General features: G+C 60.3%; 11 protein-coding genes. 5 read left to right on the top strand and 6 right to left on the bottom strand.

The window, feature by feature from the left end; all coding sequences use genetic code 11:
• Positions 1-13 precede the first annotated feature (13 nt).
• The 6 genes from IC235_RS07535 to IC235_RS07510 form a co-directional block, all read right to left on the bottom strand.
• Entirely contained in the window at positions 14-1339 is a 1326-nt protein-coding gene (locus tag IC235_RS07535; protein ID WP_191004558.1) for an FAD-dependent oxidoreductase, read from the bottom strand.
• Positions 1340-1656: 317 nt separating this feature from the next.
• Positions 1657-1944, bottom strand: a complete 288-nt coding sequence (locus tag IC235_RS07530; RefSeq protein ID WP_191004557.1) for a hypothetical protein — start codon at positions 1942-1944, stop codon at positions 1657-1659.
• 267 nt (positions 1945-2211) lie between these two features.
• Positions 2212-3078: a nitrilase-related carbon-nitrogen hydrolase gene (locus tag IC235_RS07525; RefSeq protein ID WP_191004556.1), complete on the bottom strand. Its 867-nt coding sequence runs from the start codon at positions 3076-3078 to the stop codon at positions 2212-2214.
• A gap of 55 nt (positions 3079-3133) precedes the next feature.
• Positions 3134-4507, bottom strand: coding sequence for a dihydropyrimidinase (gene hydA / locus IC235_RS07520; protein ID WP_191004555.1), 1374 nt, complete (start codon positions 4505-4507; stop codon positions 3134-3136).
• Between the two features lie 138 nt (positions 4508-4645).
• Positions 4646-5998: an aminotransferase class III-fold pyridoxal phosphate-dependent enzyme gene (locus tag IC235_RS07515; RefSeq protein WP_191004554.1), complete on the bottom strand. Its 1353-nt coding sequence runs from the start codon at positions 5996-5998 to the stop codon at positions 4646-4648.
• A gap of 176 nt (positions 5999-6174) precedes the next feature.
• Entirely contained in the window at positions 6175-7653 is a 1479-nt protein-coding gene (locus IC235_RS07510; protein ID WP_191004553.1) for a CoA-acylating methylmalonate-semialdehyde dehydrogenase, read from the bottom strand.
• A 625-nt stretch (positions 7654-8278) separates the two neighbouring features.
• Between IC235_RS07510 and IC235_RS07505 the strand changes: the two genes are divergently transcribed.
• The 5 genes from IC235_RS07505 (at position 8279) to IC235_RS07485 (ending at position 17279) form a co-directional block, all read left to right on the top strand.
• Positions 8279-9601 (top strand): TolC family protein, encoded by a 1323-nt coding sequence (locus IC235_RS07505; protein WP_191004552.1) that lies wholly within the window; start codon positions 8279-8281, stop codon positions 9599-9601.
• 144 nt (positions 9602-9745) lie between these two features.
• Complete coding sequence (locus IC235_RS07500; protein ID WP_191004551.1) at positions 9746-10705, top strand: efflux RND transporter periplasmic adaptor subunit; 960 nt, start codon at positions 9746-9748, stop codon at positions 10703-10705.
• A gap of 327 nt (positions 10706-11032) precedes the next feature.
• Positions 11033-14227, top strand: a complete 3195-nt coding sequence (locus IC235_RS07495) for an efflux RND transporter permease subunit (protein WP_191004550.1) — start codon at positions 11033-11035, stop codon at positions 14225-14227.
• Between the two features lie 122 nt (positions 14228-14349).
• Entirely contained in the window at positions 14350-15171 is an 822-nt protein-coding gene (locus IC235_RS22010) for a phosphatase PAP2 family protein (protein ID WP_223847131.1), read from the top strand.
• Positions 15172-15629: 458 nt separating this feature from the next.
• Positions 15630-17279: a TldD/PmbA family protein gene (locus IC235_RS07485; RefSeq protein ID WP_191004549.1), complete on the top strand. Its 1650-nt coding sequence runs from the start codon at positions 15630-15632 to the stop codon at positions 17277-17279.
• Positions 17280-17308 lie beyond the last annotated feature (29 nt).

Below are 17308 nucleotides of genomic sequence, written 5' to 3'. Positions count from 1 at the left end.
CCGCGCTACTGCACTACTTGGTCAGATAAGCGTGAATACCGCGGGCCGTCTGCTTCGCTTCGGCGGCGGCATTTACTACCTCGGCGCCGCCGTTCCAGGCGTCGCCGGAGGCAAAGTATTGGGGGTTGGTGGTTTGGCCGGTGTGGGCATTGGCGATGATGCGGCCTTTGCTATCCGTTTTCAAGCCCGGAACCAGGCGCAGGAAATCCGTTTGCTTGGCTTGGCCGGTGGCTTTGATTACCATGTCGCAGGGCTCTATGAACTCCGAGCCGGCTACTTCCGACACCTTGCCGTCCTTCGTCTCGGTGCGCACGAATTTCACGCCCGACACGTAGCCATTGCCCATGATTTCTACCGGGGCCACGTTGAATAAGCCCTTCACCCCTACTGCTTTGGCCAGATCGTACTCAAACTCGTAGGCGCCCATTTCTTCTTTGCCCCGACGGTAAGCCAGCACCACGTGTTCGGCCCCGAGGCGAGCCGATTCCGAAGCCGCGTCCATGGCGGTATTGCCGCCGCCGAGCACAATTACCCGGCGCCCCACCGCCACCTGGTGGTGGTACTGGCGCAATTCGGCGATGAACTCTACCGCGCCGGTGCAGTTGATTTTGTCTTCGCCGGGCAAGCCTAGCTCGTTGGTTTTCCCCAGGCCAATTCCGAGAAAGATAGCGTCGTACTTTTCTTCTAATGCCGCCAGCTCCTCGCGAGAAGTAATTGGGTAATTAAACTGCACGTGGTAACCAAATTGCGCTTGCAGATAAGCCATTTCGGCCAACGTTTCTTCGTTCGTAATTTTGTACGGGGCCACGCCGTAAACCGTGAGACCAGAGGGCTGGGCTTTGGCTTCAAATACGTCGACCGCGTACCCCAGCGCCCGCAGCTCACACGCCGCCGAAATCCCCGCTGGGCCGGCTCCAATCACGGCCACCCGCTTGCCGTTGGGTTCGCCCGGACCAAACAGCTTTTTGCCGCTCTCAATCACTTTCATGGTGGCGTAGCTCTGCAGACGACCTATTTCTATGGGCTTCACATCCTGCAAGTTGTACACGCACGCGCCCTCGCATAGCACCTCGGTGGGGCACACTTTGCCGCAGGCATTGCCGAAGTAGTTGGCCTGGTAGATAGTGCGCGCCGCCCCGGTTTCGTTGCCGGAATTAATCTGCCGGATAAACTGCGGAATATCGATGCCCGAGGGGCAGGCTTTGATGCAGGGCGCGTCGAAACAGAACAGGCAGCGCGCGCTTTCGTACAGCGCCTCCGTCCGGTTCATGTGCGGCTTGAGCTGCGCGAAGTTCCGCTGGAATTCGTGCTCGGTGGTGGGGGTAGAATATTCGGCCATGTGGTCGTCGTAATCGACTCTATATTAGAAAAGAATATTATGCTTCATCTGGTATCCGCTTGCCGAACCATGACTGTTCTGGTAGTGGTAGTAGGATGGACAAGCCCACTAAGAAGCTGTTTGAGTTAGTGAAAAATCACTTTTGAACGTCCTGCTGAGCTGGTCGAAGCATCTCTCCCGCTTCGAGACATTGCTTAGTATTGGCGATCATCATCTTGCCAGGAATTTAGAAAGAGAAATTTCCTATTGCCCAAAACTTATAACAGCGAAGGCCTTTCGCTAAACTCAGGATCAGACTATACACCATCGTAAGGAAGCTACTCATACACTTGAAAACGTTCCTGGTTAATTACGATTATGGTATCATCTGGTACCTCAAGTTTTTTCAGAGCGGTTCTAATCAATCCTAAAAAATCAGCCGCACTACCCTCGTATATTTCTATGTCTATATTAGATCCAGAGGGTCCAGAACCACCCCCTATCACTTCACCCTTATCCGCTAGAATCTCGTCCAAATCATCTTCTATGGCATTTCTCCCCATACCTAGCTTAGAGTAAAAATAAATATCAATAAACTGTTCTTTGTCGGAAGTATTTTCTATCATGTTGTGCTGACTTCTCTTCTTATTTTGAATCTAAAAGCGTGTCGGAAGCAGAAGACGATGCATTGCAAATGCATCGCGCATTATTCTGACAACTTGCCAATGCCCGTCCTTGAGAAAGGTCAGGCTGATGTTCCAACTCATCCCATCGTTAGCTCCGCTGACTGGCGGTTCAACGAAGCCAGCCTGATGCTTCGTTGAACTGCCGGTCAGCATGACTGTTGATTATACTGTTCCTTTTTAAGATAAAGCGACGGAAGTTGCAGAGGCCTATAGCTCCACCAGTTTCTCGTAGGTTTCGGGGCGACGGTCGCGGAAGAATTGCCAGGTGGAGCGCACCTCATCAATCATGTCCAGGTCGAATTCCGAGATCAACAGCTCGTCGTGGTCCTCGCTGGCTTGGGCGATGATCTGCCCGCGCGGATCGACGAAGTAGGACGTACCGTAGAACTTGCCCAGGTTCCAGGGTTTCTCGGTGCCGACGCGGTTGATGCAGCCCATAAAGTAACCGTTAGCGGCGGCGTGGGCGGGCTGCTCCAGCTTCCAGAGGTACTGCGAGAGGCCCGCCACGGTGGCCGAGGGGTTGTACACGATTTCGGCCCCGTTCAGGCCCAGGATGCGGGCCCCGTCGGGGAAATGGCGGTCGTAGCAGATGTACACGCCCACTTTGGCGTACTTGGTTTGGAACACCGGATATCCTAAGTTGCCGGGCTTGAAGAAGAACTTCTCCCAGAAGCCGGAAGTGTGCGGAATGTGGTTTTTGCGGTATTTGCCAAGGTAGGTGCCATCGGCGTCGATTACGGCCGCCGTGTTGTAGAGGAAGCCGGCGGCTTCGCGCTCGTACACGGGCACGATCATCACCATGTTGTACTTTCTGGCGTACTCGGCCATGCGGTCGGTGGTGGGGCCCGGCACTGCTTCGGCCGAAGCGTACCAGGCTTTGTCCTGGCCCGGACAGAAATACGGGGTGTTGAAGATTTCCTGCAAGCACAGGATCTGCACGCCCTGGCGGCCGGCTTCCTCAATCAGGGGGATGTGCTTCTGCACCATGGCCTCCTTGATTTCGGCCATGGTACCTTCGCCTTCAGTCATCGGCAGACTCATCTGGATGAGGCCGGATTTGATCATTCTGGACATGCGGTTGGGGTAGGAAAATGAAATATTCTAACTAATGATGGCGCGGAAAGGCTGGCTAAAAGGCCGTCTTGCCGCGCTTGATGAACTGGCCGTAGCCTTTCTGCACCTTGGTTTCGCCGGCATCGACGGCCACTTGACCGCGCAGCAGCACGGTGTCGATCTTCCCGGTCAGCTCCCAGCCTTCGTAGGCGGAATAGTCGCAGTTCATGTGGTGCGTGGCGGCCGAGATGGTGTGCTTTTTATCGGGGTCAAAGATCACTACATCAGCGTCGGCACCGATGCTGATGGTGCCTTTGCGCGGGAACATGCCGAATATTTTCGCGGCATTGGTAGAGGTTACTTCCACGAATTTATTCAGGGTGATTTTTCCTTGGTTAACACCTTCCGAAAATAGCAGTTCCATGCGGTGCTCAATGGCCGGGTGGCCATTCGGGATTTTCGAGAAATCGTCTTTACCCAGCAGCTTTTGCGCCCACATAAACGGGCAGTGGTCGGTGCCCACCACCTGCACCAATCCCTGATTCAGGCCCGCCCACAAGGTGGCCTGGTCTTTCTTTTCGCGCAGGGGCGGCGACATTACCACCTTGGCGCCGTTGGCTTCGTCTTCGTACAGGGAGGCGTCGAGCAGCAGGTACTGAATGCAGGTTTCGACCAGCACGCGCTGGTTGCGCTGGGTGGCGCGGCGCACCTGGTTGAGGGCGCCCTCGCAGGTGAGGTGCACGATGTAGGCATTCGCGCCGGTGTAGTGGGCGATGTCGGCGAAGCGGCCCGAGGCTTCGGCTTCGGTTACTTCGGGCTGCGAAAGGTAGTGGTACCGGGGGGTGAGCTGGCCCTGGGCCCGGTGCTGGGCAATAAGCGTGTCGATCATGTCGCCGTTGGTGGCGTGGGCTGTAACCAGGCCCCCGTGCCGCTTTACTTCCTGCATCAGGCCCACCATTTGGGCGTCGTCGATCATGAGCGCGCCCTTATAGGCCATGAACGTTTTGAAGGAGGTGATGCCTTCGGCAATCAGGTCTTTGATTTCTTCCTTGGTGTGGGGGTTGAAGTCCGTGACGGCCATGTGGAAGCTGTAATCGCCCACCGCGTTGCCGGTGGCGCGGCCACTCCACTCCTCAAAGGCGGCGCGCAGGGAGTGGCCCTGCCGCTGAAGAATGAAGTCGATGACCGTGGTGGTACCCCCGTGCAGGGCGGCGCGGGTGCCGGTTTCGTAGGTGTCGCTGCTGAAGGTACCCATGAAGGGCATTTCCAGGTGCACGTGCGGGTCGATGCCGCCGGGCACGATGATCTTACCGGTACAGTCAATGACTGCCGCGTCTTCGGTGGCTAGGTTGCGACCAATGGCGGCAATGGTTTCGCCGTCAATCAGGATGTCGCAGACGGCGTCGGAGTCAGCGGTGACGACGCGACCATTTTTGAGGAGAATAGGCATGGGGAATTAATTAAAAATTAAAAATTTGGGGCAAGAGCCCACTCGGCCGGTCTTTTAATTTCTCATTTTCAACTTAAAAATCAGGCAAGAGCACACGGTAATGTCATTTTTAATTTTTAATTCTTCATTTTTAATTTTTTAATGAACGTGCTTGTCCGCGATCTCCAGCGCCTCGGAAATAATCGCCAAGCCTTCGTCAATTTCTTCCTTCGTGATGGTGAGTGGCGGACAGATGAAAATGTAGCTCCACCGCACGAAGGTGTACATGCCCAGCTCGCGGATTTTGGCGGCAACCTGGTTCATTATGGCCATTTGGTCGTTGGTGGCGTTCCAAGGGGCCATGGGCTCTTTATTGACGCGGTTTTTCACCAGCTCCAGACAGCCGAACAGCCCCGTGTTGCGCCAGTCGCCGATGCTGGGGTGCTGGCGCATGAGCCAGGCTACTTGCTCGTTCAGGTACTGGCCCATTGCGACCGTGTTTTCCAACAGGTGATCCTGCTCGTAAATGTCGAGCACGGCCACGGCGGCGGCGCAGGACACGGGGTGCGCCGAATAGGTCAGGCCCAGGGGCAGGGGCTTGTCGTCGAATGATTTAGCGATTTTCTCGTCCACCATCACGGCGCCCAGGGGCAGGTAGCCGGCGGTGATGCCTTTGGCCATGCACATCAGGTCGACCTTGACGCCGTGATGGTCGGAACCGAACCACTTGCCGGTACGGCCGAAGCCGCTCATCACCTCATCGGCCACGAGCAGGATGCCGTACTTATCGCACAGCTGGCGGACACGGGCCCAGTAGCCGGGCGGGTACTTGATGCAGCCCGACGTGCCCGACTCCCCTTCCAGGATGATGGCGGCCACGCTGCCAGGGTTCTCGTAGCCGATGATGCGCTCCATGGCATCGGCGGCGCGCTGGGCGCACTGCTCAGGAGTTTCGGAGTACCAGGGGCAGCGGTAGAAATAAGGGTTTTCGACGTGGACCACGCCGGGCATGGCCTGGCTGTCGACGGCAAACTTGCGGGGGTCGCCGCCGGCGCTCATGGCGCCGTAGCTGGCCCCGTGAAACGACTGGTACAGCGCCACGATTTTGTGGCGGCCGGTGTATACCCGGGCCAACTTGATGGCATTTTCGATGGACTCGGCTCCCCCCAGCGTGAAAAAGGCTTTGGTGAGGTTGGGAGCGGTGATTTCGGCCAGCTTCTTGCCGAGGTCGCCCCGGGCTTTGGTGATCATGCCCGGGTACACGTAGCTGAGCTCGCGCATTTGGGCGGCCACGGCTTCGGTTACGCGCTGGTCGCCGTGGCCGATGTTCACGTTCATCAGCTGGGAGGAAAAGTCAAGGTAGCGCTTGCCGTCGCGGTCCCAGACATACACGCCTTCGGCCCGCTCGGCGTTGATGGGGTTAAGGCCCGTTTGCTTCGACCAGGAGAAGAGCGTGTGGTCGAGGTTGTCGTGCAGGATCTGGTCTTTATCGAGGTCGTAGGTGGTTTCCATGGTGTTCCGTTGGCCTCCCCCCCTAGCCCCCTCTCCGGGGGAGAGGGGGGAACTAGTTTCTAGTTATTAGGCTGAAAAAGGTGGCAGGCTTTTTTATTAACGTATAAAATATAAAGACTAGAAATTAGTCCCCCCTCTCCCCCGGAGAGGGGGCTAGGGGGGGAGGCCAACGGAACCTAACTCATCCAGTTCACCCGCGACTCGGGGTTCCACTTAACCGTGGTTTTCTTCAGTTGGGTCCAGAATTCGATGGAGCTTTTGCCGGTGATGTCGCAGGCGCCGAATTTCGACTCGTTCCAGCCGCCGAAGGAAAAGGGCTCGCGGGGCACCGGCACGCCGATGTTTACCCCGATCATGCCGGCGCTGGCGTGGTCCATCACGTAACGGGCGTGGCTGCCGCTCTGGGTGAAAACGGCGGCGGCGTTGCCGTAGCGGCTCGCGTTTTCGAGGGCCAGGGCCTCGTCGAGCGTGTTGGTGCGCAGGATGGCCAGCACTGGTCCGAAAACCTCTTCCTGGGCAATGCGCATGTCGGGCCGCACGTGGTCGATGACGGTGGGCCCGACGTAGTAGCCGTGTTCGTGGCCGGGCACTACGGCGTTACGACCGTCGAGCAGGATTTTGGCTCCGGCGGCTTCCGCTTCGGTGATGTGCTGCTCGATGCGCTCCCTAGCCTCGCGGCTGATAACTGAACCCAGGTTTTGGCCCGGCACGATCTTGCGGGCTTCTTCCACGAGCTTGGCCACGATGTGGTCGACGGCCCCCACCCCCACCATGGTGGAGCCGGCCATGCAGCGCTGGCCCGCGCAGCCCGACATGCTGGCGGCCACGTTAGAAGCCGTCATGTCGGGGTGGGCGTCGGGCAGCACCAGCAAGTGGTTTTTAGCTCCCCCCAGCGCCACGCAGCGCTTGAGGTTGCTGGTGGCGCGGACGTACACCACCTTGGCGATTTTGGTGGAGCCCACGAAGGAAACCGCCTGAATTCCGGGATGGTCGCAGATGGCTTCCACGACTTCGCGGCCCCCGTTCACGATATTGAGCACGCCGGGGGGCAGGCCCGCTTCCTGCAGCAGCTCCGCGATCTTGACCGCGCTCAGCGGCACCTGCTCCGAGGGCTTGAGTACCATGGTGTTGCCCAGCACCAGGGCGTTCGGAATCGTCCAGTGCGGCACCATGTTGGGAAAGTTGAACGGGGCGATGCTGGCTACCACGCCCAGGGGCTTACGCTCGGCGCGGGCTTCGACGCCCTTGCTTACCTCGAGCACCTCGCCGGCGATGAGCTGCGGCAGGGAGCAGGCAAATTCGGTGAGCTCAATGGCCTTTTCGACTTCGGCGCGGGCTTCGTCGTAGGTTTTGCCGTTTTCTTCGCGCACTAAGTCGGCCAGCGCTTGCAGGTCGCGCTCCAGCAGGGTTTTGTACCGGTAAAAAATCTGCACCCGCTCTTTGATGGGGGTGCCCGCCCACTCCGGAAAAGCGGCCTGGGCGGCTTGTACGGCCGCATCGAGCGCGGCGGCACTGCTCAAGGGCACGGTGGAAATCAGGGCCCCGGTAAGCGGGCTGAATACGTCCAGGGTGGCCGTACCAGGATCGGGATCAGGGGTAGATTGGCCCGCCACGTAGTTGCGGACGGCCGGGTATTTTAAGGTTTGGACTTCCATATTACCGTACTATTAAGCGGGGTGCAAGCTAAGCCTTTTGCGGGAATTGTCGCAAAATTCGGGTCGCAGCTAACGCTATTCCTGCTTCAAGAAGTGCAGGCCGTTCGCCGTCCACAGGGGGTCGCGAGGGCGAACCAGCCACGGCAGCTTCAAGCGCATAGGTTGTTCTGAGCCAACACGGAGAAGCAGCATCAATCTCTAATTAATCCAAGTGGTGGGGCAGGAATGGTAGCCGGGGCGAGCGCCCTACCGGTAGATTGCTCTTGGTAGAAACCTCACGTGACTACTACGGGCTCGTAACCGGTAGGGTGAGCTCCACCGGATACGAACCTGGTTAGCTTCAGGTGCGAAGCCCCAGCAAGAAACCTAGTGCTAGGAATACTGACCGCAGGCTCTAAGTAAACCAAGTTGCTGTCGTTTGCTACCACCACACGACTTTCATTGCTTGCTGGAAGCACGAGTTGTTACCAAGAAAGAAGCCGGTAGCAGCGCGCCCCCTTCTGAGTAGGTACAGATAGCCTTCGCTCAAGGGAGCGCGTATGCAGAGCGTATTGGCCAGCCGAAGGCTGATTTCCTCCCGAATTGCATTGCACTTTTGTGGTATTCATTATTTCTTTGCCACCCATTGTTTACCTCCTTTCCCCGTCTGATTCGGTGTGTTGCCCTTGGCGGGCTGCTGGGGCTACTGGTCGGAGCGGCCCGCGCCCAGGCCGTAGTGCCTAATGCTGTGGCAACTCCGCCAACCCACCCGCAACGGCTCGACGACTTCCTGCTGCTGGCCCGCCAGAACAGCCCGCTGCTGCGCGAAACGGCCAATCAAGTACGCCAGAACGCCATCGACAGCCTGGTGCGGGCCCGGCAAAACGGCGTTCAGGTAGCGGGCATAGGGGCGGCGGTGTACTACCCGTCGGTGACGAACAGCCAGGGCGAAAACGTGGTCGGCTACGACAATGCCGTGACCAATGGCGGCAACTACGCGGCCCTGGCCCAGGCTACCAAGCCCCTGCTGAACCGGTTTCAGCTCCAAAACGACTACCGCATTCTGGCCAACCAGGGGCAGCAGCTGCGCAACGCGGGCCGGCTTTCGGCCCTGGACTTACGCCGCAGCATCACCGACCAGTACCTGACTGCCTATGCCGCCAAAACCCAGCTTAGCTTCAGCCGCTCGCTGCTGGGCCAACTGCGCCAGCAAGACGCACCGCTTCGCAAATTGGTGGATGCCGGCATTTTCAAGCAAACCCAGTACCTGAGCTTCTACCTCTCGGTGCGCACCCAGGAAGTAACCGTTGAGCAGGACTACCTGGCTTACCGCCGCGAGTTGGGCCTGCTGCGGACCCTGGCCGGCGTGGCCGACACGACCCTGGTTGAGCTGGCCGCTCCTGCCCCACCCCCGCCGCGCCCCTTAGCCGGCCTGCTGGCTCCGAGCCAGCGGCAATACACCCTCGATAGCCTGCGCCTGGGTCTCGACCGCCAGGCCGTGGATGCCGCGTACCGTCCTCGCCTTAACGGGGTGCTCGACGCGGGCCTGCAATCTTCGTCGTACCTGCCGCTGGCGCTGGCCCACAGCGTGGGCTTCGGCGCGGGGCTGCAGCTGGCGGTGCCCATTTTCGATGGCCACCAGCGCCAGCTGCAATACCAGCGCCTTGCGCTCCAGGAGCAGTCGCGGCGGGGCTACCGGCAGTTTCTCACGGTGCAGCGGCACCAGCAGTACGACCAGCTGCAAGGGCTGCTTCGAGCGTCGGAAGCCCTGTCGGGCCGCATTCGCGAGCAATTGCGGGTAGCCGGGGCCTTACTGGGTGCCGCGCGCCGGCAGCTGACCACCGGCGACGTGGCTATTCTTGATTACTTGAACCTGGTGACCAGCTACCGGACTCTGCAGTTCAGCCTGACTCAGGCGGAAACCGACCGGCTACGCAACCGGTTTGCCCTGGATTACCTGGCCGAATGAGACCGCCTGATCTGGCCCTGGTACCCAGCCTTGGCGCGGTACGAGTGCAGCGAATCCAGTTGTTGGGGTCCCGCATGGCTTGCTCATCGCATCCGGTAGGCACAGCGAAAGATGTACCCAACTATCCGCTTTATCCTCTGATTTATGACCACTCCCCGCCTGATTTTCCTTATCGTCCTTCCCCTGCTCAGCTCCTGCGGCTCGAAGGGCTCCGCCGCGGGCGAGGGGGCCGGGGCTACCAATGAGGAGGAACCAGTGGTGAAGCCGCGGGCCCTCGTGACGATAGGCACAATTCGAACGGATACCCTGACGGATGTGCTGCACCTGAGCGCGGTATCGGCCTTCCCGGCCAAGGACGCGCTGCGAGCCACCACTACCGGCTACGTGCTGCCGCCCTCGCCCGTGGTAGGCCAGCGGGTGCGGGCCGGCCAAACCGTGTTTACTATCCAAACCAAGGAATCAAGGGTGTTGCACCTGGACCAGCTCACCGGCGACCCACGCCTGAAATTCAGCGGCATTATCCAAATAAAATCGGCCCGCAACGGGGTGCTGGCCACGGTGGACAAGCTGGCTGGCGATTACGTGCAGGACGGCGAACAGCTGGGCCTGACCTACGACAAGAGCCGGTTTGGTTTCGTTCTGGACGTGCCCGCCACGCAGCTGCGCTACGTGCACTCCGGCCAAAGCTGCCGCATCCGGCTGCCCGATGGCCGCGTGCTGCGCGGCCGGGTGGCGGAGATGCTGGCCACGGCCGACGTCAGCATTCAAACGCAACGCTACACCATCCGGCCCATCGGGGCCATCCCGGACCTCCCCGAAAACCTGGCCGTGCAAGTCGAAATCGAGCGGACGGCCCCGCACCTGGCCAGCACGTTACCGCGCGGGGCCGTGCTCACCGACGAAACGCAAAGCCAGTTTTGGGTGATGCGCCTGCTCAACGACTCCACCGCGGTGAAGGTACCCGTGACCGTGGGTACCCAGGAACCGGACCGCGTCGAAATCAAAACGCCCCGCTTTTCCGCGCAAGACCAGATTTTGCTCAGCGGCAATTTTGGGCTGGACGACACGGCCGCCGTAAAAGTGACGCGGCCGGGGGCGAGATAAATCATGGTAAGCTCGGTGGCGTGGTATTACTTGGTGGCGTGGTATTAACAGAAGGACAGCGGGCGCAACCTCCTATTCTATTTCGGTAAAGCCTGATGAGGAATTCGCTCAAAACGCCCCTGAGCTGCCGGCTTCTCTGGCGTCCGCGGACCGGAACCGCAGGCTGCTCGACCCGGCCGACACGCCATCTAGAGTGATTCTTAAGTCAGGGCACCGTTTTTTAGGAATGAAGAATTAAAATTCTGCTAATCAAATTTTTAATTCTTCATTCTTACTTTTTAATTCTTTTCCCAGAGCTGCTCTAAACTAACCTGAACATTGCCTTCCATGCCCCGCCCCTCTCTTTTTCAAGCGTACAAAGCGCCCATCGCGGTGCTCCTGGTGCTGCTGCTGGCCCTGGGCACGGTGGCGTACCGGCGCATCAACGTGGCGCTGTTTCCGGAAGTGACTTTCCCGAAAGTGAAGGTTATTGCCGAAAACGGCCTGGAGCCGGTTGACCGGATGATGGTAACCGTGACCAAGCCCATGGAAGACGCCATTAAGCGGGTGCCGGGCCTGAAACTGTTACGCTCCACCACCAGCCGCGGCAGCTGCGAAATTTCGGCCTTTCTGGAGTGGAGCGCCAACGTGGCCACCAGCCAAACCCTGATTGAGTCGCGCCTGAACCAGATTCGGGCGGACTTGCCGCCCACCGTGCAAATCACGGTGGAGCGCATGAACCCGGCCATTCTGCCGGTGATGGGCTACGCGCTGGAAGCACCGGGCAAGTCGGCCCTGGAGCTGCGCAAGCTGGCGCTGTACACCATCAAGCCGTTTTTGTCGCAGGTGGAAGGGGTATCGTCGGTTGTGGTGCAGGGCGGCCGCACCAAGGAGTACCAAGTGCAGTTGCTGCCCGACCAGCTGGCAGCCCTGGGCCTCAGCCCCGACGCCATCACGAAAGCCCTGGTGGCTACCAACTTCGTGCAAAGCAACGGCTACCTCAGCGACTACCGCCGCCTGTACCTGACGGTTACGGATGCCACCCTTCTGCACAAGGAGGACCTGGAAAATACCGTGCTGCGCAACGACGGCCACCGGGTCGTGCGCCTGGCCGACGTGGCTATCGTGACCCTGGGCGAGCAGCAGGAGTATACCCGCATCAACGCCAACGGCCACGACGCGGTGCTGATTGCCGTTTTGCGCCAGCCCGATGCCAACGTGGTGCAGGTATCCGAGGGCGTACGGGCCAAGGTGGCGGCGCTGCGCGCGGGCCTGCCCCACGGCGTGGCCCTGGCCCCGTACTACGATCAAGCCGATTTCGTGGCCGAAGTGGTGCGCTCGGTAGAAGACAGCCTGTGGGTGGGCTTGGCGCTGGCCCTGGTAGTTACGGCCTTGTTTCTGCGTTCGGTCAGGGCCACGCTTACCATTCTGGGGGCCATTCCGGTGGCCCTGGCCCTGACCATCGCCGTGCTGTATTTCGGCCTGGGCTACTCGTTCAACATCATGACCCTGGGAGCCATTGCCGCCGCCATCGGCCTCATGATCGACGACGCCGTAGTGATGGTGGAGCAGTTGCACCGCGTGGGCGAAGACCATCCCGAAGCCACTCCCAGCGAAGTCATTCGGCGGTCGGTGGGGCACCTGCTGCCCGCCTTAGTGGGCTCGTCGCTGAGCACGAGCGTGATTTTCCTGCCATTCGCCCTGCTGGGCGGGGTGGCGGGGGCCTATTTCAAGGTGTTGGCTACGACGATGGTCGTGGCACTAGCCTGCTCGTTCCTAGTGGCCTGGCTGGGACTGCCGGTGATTTACCTGCTGCTGTCGGGGCGTGGGAAGCCTGCCGGGTTAACCTCACTCCCTGACCCCCTCTCCCGCGGAGAGGGAGCACCGGTCTGGCTTTCAACGGAATCATCCGGTGCCTCCTCTCCCTCGGACTCTGCGCATCAAGCAGCTACGGGGTCAGGGGGTGAGGCTACGGCCCACCACGAAATTCCCTGGGTTCGGTCCGTCATCCGCCACCCGGCGTACAGCATCATCGGCATCGTGGGGCTGGTGGGGGCGATGATTCTGATCATCCCGCGGCTGGCCACGGGCTTTCTGCCCGAGATGGACGAGGGCGCCATCGTGCTCGACTATAACTCGCCGCCCGGCACCAGCATCGAGGAAACCGACCGCATGTTGCGCCAGGCCGAGCAGCTGATTGTACGGGTGCCGGAAGTGGCCAGCTACTCGCGCCGCACCGGCACCCAGATGGGGTTTTTCATCACCGAGCCCAACCGGGGCGACTACCTCATCCGCCTCAAAACCAAGCGCCAGCGCAGCACCGAGGAAGTTATTTCGGCTATCCGCCAGCAGATTGAAGCCACCCAGCCCGCACTGACCATCGATTTCGGCCAGGTGGTTGGCGACATGCTCGGCGACCTCATGAGCACGGTGCAGCCCATCGAAATCAAGGTCTTTGGCCCCGATGGGCCCCGGCGCTATGCCCTGGCCGACCAGGTGGCCCGGGTGGTGGAGTCGGTGGCGGGCACGGCCGACGTATTCAATGGCATCGTGAAAATGGGGCCGTCGGTCAACGTGCGGCCCGACCCGCGCCGCCTGGCGCAGTTCGGGCTCACGGCCGCCGATTTCCAAACCCAGCTGCAAACCCAGCTGGTGGGCACCACGGCCGGCAGCGTGCTCGAAGGCGAGCAGTTGCTCAACATTCGCCTGCGCTACCCGAACGCCGCGCAGGCCACCCTGGCCCAGCTCCGGGCCGAGCCGGTGTTTCTGCCCAACGGCCAACGCCGCCGGGTCGACGAGCTGGCCACCGTGCGCGTTACTCCCAGCGAGGCCGAGCTGGAACGCGAAAACCTGCAAGCGCTGACCGCCGTGACGGCCCGGCTCGACAACCGCGACCTGGGCAGCGCCATGCGCGAAATCCGCCAAAAACTTGAAAAACAAGTGCCGCTGCCCCCGGGCTACTTCATCCAGTACGGAGGGTCGTACGCCGAGCAGCAGCAGTCGTTTCGGGAGCTGCTCACGATTCTGGGCTCGGCGTGCCTGCTGGTGTTCGCGGTGGGGCTGTTTCTGTTTCAGGATCTGAAGGCCGCCGGGTTGATTCTGCTGGTGGCCGTGCTCGGGCCGGCGGGTGGTAGCCTGGCGCTGTTCCTGACCAACACCCCGCTGAACGTGGGCTCCTACACCGGCCTGATTATGGTGGTGGGCATCATTGGGGAGAACGCCATTTTCACCTTTCAGCAATTCAGCGAAGCCCGGCTCGCGGCCCCCGTAGAGCAGGCCATTGGCTACGCCATCGCGGCCCGCCTGCGGCCCAAGCTGATGACGGCGCTGGCCGCCATTGCCGCCCTGCTACCGCTGGCCCTGGGCGTTGGGGCGGGCGCGCAGCTGCACCAGCCGCTGGCCATTGCCGTGATTGGCGGCCTCCTCCTGGCTTTGCCACTACTGCTGGTGGTGCTGCCCAGCCTGCTGCGTTTAGCGTACCGTGGCAACGCTGGGCCGGCCCCGTTGGCGCTGGATGAAGCAGTGGCTGGACAGGCTGGATGAAACGCTCTGCTTTATCCGCAAGCTAAAATTTCGCGCCAGCTACCCACTTGCGTGTTACGTTACTGTTAATCGCTCGTATTAGGGGGACTCACCATTCATTTCCCTAATCAAGTCTTTAATTCATGCGTGCCCAGTTATTTTCCCGGCTTACCGTGTTATTCCTGCTCCTCGGAAGCCTTAACCCCACTCACGCCCAGGTGTCGCCACCGTCCACTCCGGCGACCGCGGATACTATCCATAAGTTTGAGAACCCCGGCGGCGTTTCGGCCCCGGTGAAGGCCAAGTGGTACAAAAGCAAGCTGTTCAAAGCCACCATTGTGCCGGCCGTGCTCATTGGCTACGGGGCGTACACCTTCAACGGCGGCGGTTTTTACACCAATGAGCAAGCCAACCGCGACATCCACAAGCTGTTCCCGACCTACCGCACCAAACTCGATAACGTCCTGATTGTGGCGCCCTACCTGGAGCTGGCCGCGGTGGGATTAGCCGGGGTGGAGTCGCGCGACGACCGGATAAATACTTTGCTCATTATTGCCAAGGGCGAAGCCATCATGCTGGCCTCCACCTTCGCCGTGAAGTATTTGTCCCGCGAAGAGCGTCCGGATGGCTCCGACAACTTGTCCTTCCCCTCCGGGCACACGGCCCAGGCGTTTTTGGCCGCCAGCATCGTGCACACCGAGTTTCGCGACAAAAGCCAGTGGTACGGCATCGGGGCCTACACCCTGGCCACCAGCGTGGCCGCCTTGCGCATGATTAACACCAAGCACTGGCAGAGCGACGTGGTGGCCGGGGCCGGGTTTGGCATCCTCTCGGCCCACCTGGCCTACCTCAGCCACCGCAACCGCTGGGGACGCAAATCCATTGGCCGCGATGTAGGTATGGCCCCGGCTTACTTTGGCAACGGCGCGACGGGGCTAACGCTGAGCTGGCATCCGAAGAAGTAAGGGGCCGCCCGCGGTTGCGCTGGTCGGGCTCACCAGCCGTGAATTCAGCCTTGCGCTGCCCTATGCGATTTCCTCCACTCCCAGCAGCAGTGCCGATGCGCCGCATGCTCGTCGGCTCATTGAAAAGCTCTGCGGGAAACGGCCCCGCCCCTACTTAACCCAAGTTGCGGATTAGCCGCGTAGCGGCGATAGGTTGGTAGGTACCGGAGCTATTATAACCGATCAAGCCGCGTAGCGGTGACAGCCCAACGAATCTGTCACCGCTACGCGGCTTAATGCCATCACCAACTGATTATGCTACCAACCTATCGCCGCTACGCGGCTAATCCGCAACTTGGGTTATTTACTTTTTCGCGAGGTAATGCAACGTTAGCCGTAAGGTTCTGTCTTTGGGATATTAAGGTTCGTGCTTAATCTTCACGGATCTACTTTTTATATTCCCGAATCCTTACTTCGCTTTGAGACGTCGCGACTTTGTAGGGCTCACCGGACTGGCCGCCGGCGCTTGCTTCCTTCCCAACTTCCCCAGCCTGGGCGGCACGCCCGTGGACCCCGCCCGCCTGCTGGAAGGCATCGACCCCGCCCTGAAAAAGCGCCTGGCTGATGCGGCCCTCAACGCCGCCAAAAGTGCCGGCGCCAGCTACGCCGACGTGCGCATCGGCCGCTACCTCAACCAAAGCATTTTCACCCGCGAAAAACAGGTGCAGAACATCGTCAGCGGGGAGAGCTTTGGCGCCGGGGTACGGGTGCTAGCCAACGGCACCTGGGGGTTTGCCGCCACCAACACCGTGACCGAGGCCAGCCTGGCCAAAGCCGCTCAGCTGGCGGTAGCCATTGCCAAAGCCAACGCCAAAGTACAGAAAGAGCAGGTGAAGCTGGCGCCGCAAAAAGGCTTTGGGGAGGTGAGCTGGAAGACGCCCATTCAGCAAAATGCTTTTGAGGTGCCGGTGGCGCAGAAAGTAGAGCTGCTGCTGGCCGCCAACGCGAAGGCCACCGACAACGGCGCTGCTTTCGTCAACTCCGCGCTCTTTCAAATCAACGAGCAGAAGTATTTTGCCAGCACCGACGGCTCCTACATCGACCAGGACGTGCACCGCATCTGGCCCACGTTCAGCGTGACGGCCATCGACCGAGCCTCGGGCAAGTTCCGCACCCGTGATGCGCTCAACGCCCCCATGGGCCTGGGCTACGAGTACCTCACACCCAAGGCCGCCGACAAGGTGGCAGGCCCGGCGGGCTCGGGCGTGGTCGGCTACCGCAACAGCTACGACATGCTGGAAGACGCGGCCCTGGCCGCCAAGCAGGTGAAGGAAAAGCTGACCGCCAAGTCGGTGACGCCCGGCAAATACGACCTGGTGCTCGACCCCAATCATTTGGGCCTGACCATCCACGAATCGGTGGGCCACCCCCTGGAACTGGACCGCGTGCTGGGGTACGAGGCCAATTATGCCGGTACCTCTTTCGCCACCCTGGAGTGGAAAGCCAAACAGATTCCCTACGGCTCGAAGCTGGTCAACATCGTGGCCGACAAGCTCCAACCCGGCTCGCTCGGCGCCGTGGGCTACGACGACGAAGGCGTCAAAACCAAGCAGTGGGACCTCATCCGGGAAGGCATGTTGGTGAATTATGAAAAAATCCGCGACCAGGCCCACATCGTCAATCAAGCCGAGTCGGATGGCTGCTGCTACGCCGACTCCTGGAATTCGGTGCAGTTCCAGCGCATGCCCAACGTGAGCCTGCAGCCCGGCCCCGCCAAACACAGCGTGGATGAGATGATCAAAGGGGTGGACAAGGGCATTTACATTGCCGGGCGCGGCTCTTACTCCATCGACCAGCAGCGCTACAACTTCCAGTTTGGCGGGCAGGTGTTTTACGCTATTGAGAAGGGTCGGATTACCGGCATGCTGGAAGACGTCGCCTACCAGGCCAACACCCAGGAGTTCTGGAACTCCTGCGCCGCCATCTGCGACCAGTCCGATTACCGTTTATTCGGCTCTTTCTTCGACGGCAAGGGCCAGCCTTCGCAGGTTTCGGCGGTAAGCCACGGCTCTTCGACCACGCGGTTCAATGGTGTGAACGTCATCAACACGGCGCGCAAAATCGGCTAGTTCTTAATGGGGGGAATGTGTTAAAAATG

The sequence above is a fragment of the Hymenobacter montanus genome, assembly GCF_014699115.1.
In the GTDB taxonomy this organism is placed as follows: Bacteria; Bacteroidota; Bacteroidia; order Cytophagales; family Hymenobacteraceae; genus Hymenobacter; species Hymenobacter montanus.
The sequence above is the reverse complement of the archived record's forward strand: the minus strand, read 5'-3'. Positions and strand labels throughout refer to the sequence as shown.